2 protein-coding genes and 1 pseudogene are annotated in these 3,676 nt (G+C 73.5%); 2 read left to right on the top strand and 1 reads right to left on the bottom strand.

Annotated features, from left to right (window positions below):
* Together NWP10_RS10975 and NWP10_RS10970 are read left to right on the top strand one after the other, a co-directional pair.
* Positions 1-772, top strand: a pseudogene (locus tag NWP10_RS10975) (phospholipid carrier-dependent glycosyltransferase); the annotation flags it as partial.
* A 55-nt stretch (positions 773-827) separates the two neighbouring features.
* Complete coding sequence (locus NWP10_RS10970; protein ID WP_258300934.1) at positions 828-2,672, top strand: long-chain fatty acid--CoA ligase; 1,845 nt, start codon at positions 828-830, stop codon at positions 2,670-2,672.
* A gap of 108 nt (positions 2,673-2,780) precedes the next feature.
* Here the strand turns inward: NWP10_RS10970 and NWP10_RS10965 are convergent.
* The coding region (locus tag NWP10_RS10965) for a TIGR01906 family membrane protein (RefSeq protein ID WP_258300933.1) at positions 2,781-3,676 on the bottom strand (896 nt) is incomplete at its 5' end.

The raw sequence follows: 3,676 nt of genomic DNA, 5'->3' as shown, positions 1-3,676 counted from the left end.
CCGCCACTGGGCGCGGGCCGGCGTCGTGAAGGACGGCCTGCTCGCCTTCGTGGCCGTGGTGGGCGGCGGCCTGGTCGCCTATCTCGCGTCCTGGACCGGCTGGTTCGCCACCGAGGGCGGCTACTACCGGATGTGGCACCGGGACAACCCGCCCGAGGGCCCGCTGGCGGGGCTCGTGCCCGGCCCCCTGCGGTCGCTGTGGCACTACCACGTGGAGTCCACGACCTTCCACGAGGGCCTCACCAGCCCCCACGACTACGCCGCCAGCCCGTGGACCTGGCCCTTCATGGGCCGGCCCGTGAGCTACTACTACCGCGGCGGCGAGCCCGGGCAGGAGGTCTGCCCCGCCGACGCCCCGAGCGCCTGCTCCGCCGCCATCACGGACATCGCCAACCCGCTGCTGTGGTGGACCGGCCTGATCGCGGTCCTCGTGTGCCTGTGGCTGCTGATCCGCCACCGGGACTGGCGCGCCGGCGCCCTCCTCGGCGCCTACCTCGCCGGGCAGGTCGTGTGGTTCCTGTGGCCCGAGCGCACCATGTTCTTCTTCTACACGGTCGCCTACGAGCCCTTCCTCATCCTGATGATCGTGCTGGCCCTGTCCCTGCTGCTGCGCCCCGGCCGCCGGCCCGGGCCCCGCTGGGGCTCGGCACTGGTGCTGACGTACGCGGCCGCCGTCGTCGGGGTGTCCCTGTTCTTCCTGCCCGTGTGGATCGGGGACGTCATCCCCTACGACCAGTGGCGCTGGCGCATGTGGTTCAACAGCTGGATCTGAGCGCCCCAGGCCGCAGGGCCGCGCGTCTCGGCCACGTTCTCGATACGCTCAGGGAGTGCAGAACCAGATCCCCATCACCGAGTCCGCCACCGAGCTCGACTGGATGCCGCCCGCGGACTCCAACATCACGGACCTCATCCTGTCCTCCCTCCAGCAGGACCCGATGGCGCCCGTGTACGCCCTGCGCAACGGCACCGGGGGCTGGACGGACGTGCGCTTCGAGGCCTTCATCGACCAGGTCCGCGCCGCCGCGCGCGGCCTGATCGCCCACGGCGTGGCCCCCGGCGACCGCGTGGGCCTGTTCGCCGCCACCTCCTACGAGTGGGCCGTACTGGACCAGGCCGTGTGGTTCGCCGGGGCCGTCTCCGTGCCGATCTACGAGACCTCCTCCGTCCACCAGGTGGAGCACATCCTCACCGACTCCGGCGCCCGCGCCGTGGCCTGCGGGACCGAGGCGCTCGCCGCCCGCGTGAAGGAGGCCGCCGCGGCCCAGGGCCTGGACGTGGCCACGTTCCCCATGACCGCGGACGGGCTGGCCGAGCTCGCCGAGGCCGGTGCCTTCGTGGCCGAGGACGCGGTGGAGCACGCCCGCTCGCTGGCCACGCTCGCCGACCCCGCCTCGATCGTCTACACGTCCGGCACCACCGGCCGGCCCAAGGGCGCCGTCATCACCCACGGCAACCTCGCCGGCGCCTCGATCAACGTGCTCTCCTTCGCCCGCGAGGTGGTCCAGTGGACCCCCGCCGGCACCGCCTCCCGCACCCTGATGTTCCTCCCCCTGGCCCACGTGCTCGCGCACGCCGTCCAGGTCATCTGCCTGTACGCGCGGATCCAGGTGGCCCACGCCCCCTCCCCCGCCACCCTGCTGCGGGACCTGGCCTCCTTCCACCCCACCTGGCTGCTGGCCGTGCCGCGCGTGTTCGAGAAGGTCGAGTCCGGCGTCGCCACCAAGGCGCAGAAGGCCGGCACCGGCACGGTGTACCAGGCGGCCCGCAGCACCGCCATCGCCTGGTCCAAGGCCCTCGAGGAGAAGGAGTTCGGCTCCGGGCGCGGGCCCTCCCCCGCGCTGCGCGCCCGCCACGCCCTGTTCGACCGGCTCGTCTACCGCAAGATCCGCGAGGCCCTCGGCGGCGAGGTGCGCACCTGCGTGTCCGGCGCGTCCGCGCTCTCCGAGGAGCTCGTGCACTTCTTCCGCGGCGCCGGCGTGCCCATCGTGGAGGGCTACGGCCTCACCGAGAGCACCGCCCCCGCCACCGTGAACATCCCCGGCGCCCACCGCGTGGGCACCGTGGGCCTGCCCGTGCCCGGCGTCACCGTGAAGATCGCCGAGGACGGCGAGGTCCTGCTGCGCGGCCCCGTGATGTTCAGCGGCTACCACGGCATGCCCGAGGCCTCCGCCGAGTCCCACGCCGATGACGGCTTCTTCCGCACCGGGGACATCGGATCCCTGGACGAGCACGGCTACCTGCGCATCACCGGCCGCAAGAAGGACGTCATCATCACCGCCGGCGGCAAGAACGTGTACCCCACCCCCATGGAGGAGGCGCTGCGCCAGCACCGGCTGATCGAGCACGTGGTGGTGGTCGGCGAGAACCGCCCGTTCGTGGGCGCCCTCGTGACCCTGGACGAGGAGGAGCTCACCCGCTGGAGCCTGGACCGCGAGCGCAGCCTCACCCCCGCCGAGGCCGCCCAGGACCCCGCCGTGCTGGAGACCATCCAGGAGGCCGTGGACCGCGTGAACGAGGACGTCTCCCGCGCCGAGTCCATCCGCCGCATCCGCATCCTGGGCCACGCCTTCACCGAGGACTCCGGCTACGTCACTCCGTCCCAGAAGCTCAAGCGCGCGAAGGTCATCGAGGACTACGCCGAGGACGTGGACGCGCTCTACCGCGGACGCTGACGAGGACGCGCCCCACCGCAGACGCGGACGACGACGGCCCGCCACCGTGGAGAGGTGGCGGGCCGTCGTGCTCCCGGCGCCGGTTCGGCTCGGCGCAGCGCGGTCGGATCAGCGCACCTGCGAGTCCTCCTCGCGGGCCCAGCGCAGGCGGGTGTCCAGCAGCTGGCCGCGGCGGTCCGCGGACATCTCCCGACGCCGGCGGGTGGGCCACGTGAACACGAGCGTCACCAGCGAGGCGATCAGGGCGATCGCCCCGACCACGAGGGCCGCGTCCACCCAGAACTGCTCCGGGTAGAGACGGATGAGGGCGTCGCGCGCGGAGAACGTCCACGTGCCGTCCGCGAAGAACAGCGAGTGGAAGCCGGCGAAGAAGGTCTCCCAGCCGAGCACCGCCAGCACCGCGAGCGCGATCAGCGCGAGCGGCAGCCACAGGGCGCCGGCGAACAGGGCGCGGCGCACCCCGCCGGGGCTGGTCCGCAGCAGGTGGGCGATCAGCAGGGCGCAGACCACCACGAGCGCCACGAGCGCCGCCAGGGCGATCCACAGGACCACCTTGACGTCCGTCATGTGGGAGACCTCGGCCTCGGTGAACAGCGGCTCGCCCTGGTGGGTGAGGCTGCTCAGGTACCGCGACCCGGCCAGGTTGGTCACGTAGTCCAGCCCGGCGGAGCCGTAGTGCATGCGGTCGCCCGTGTCGAAGCCGAACCGGTCCGCGGGGAAGCCGGGCCGGTGGTACTCGAGCCACAGGAACGCCGGGCTCGCCACGAACCGCACGGCGGCCAGCAGCAGGGCCAGCGGGGCCAGGATCGCCAGCAGCACCTGGGCGACGCGCGGGCCCGCCTTGGGCAGGCGCGCCCGCTCCTCGGGGGTGGGGCCCTGCAGGGCCGCGGACGAGCTCGCCGCGTAGGCCGCCGAGGCGTCCTGCGGGTAGCGGTCCGCCGGGTCGGCCGCGCTGGAGCCCGACGCGGAGCGGGCGCCCACGGCCGCGCTCAGCGGGCCGAGCT

The organism is Micrococcus sp. HG099, assembly GCF_024723355.1.
Lineage (GTDB): Bacteria > Actinomycetota > Actinomycetes > Actinomycetales > Micrococcaceae > Micrococcus > Micrococcus endophyticus.
Note: the sequence above shows the minus strand (reverse complement) of the source record. Positions and strands in the feature narration are given on the sequence as shown.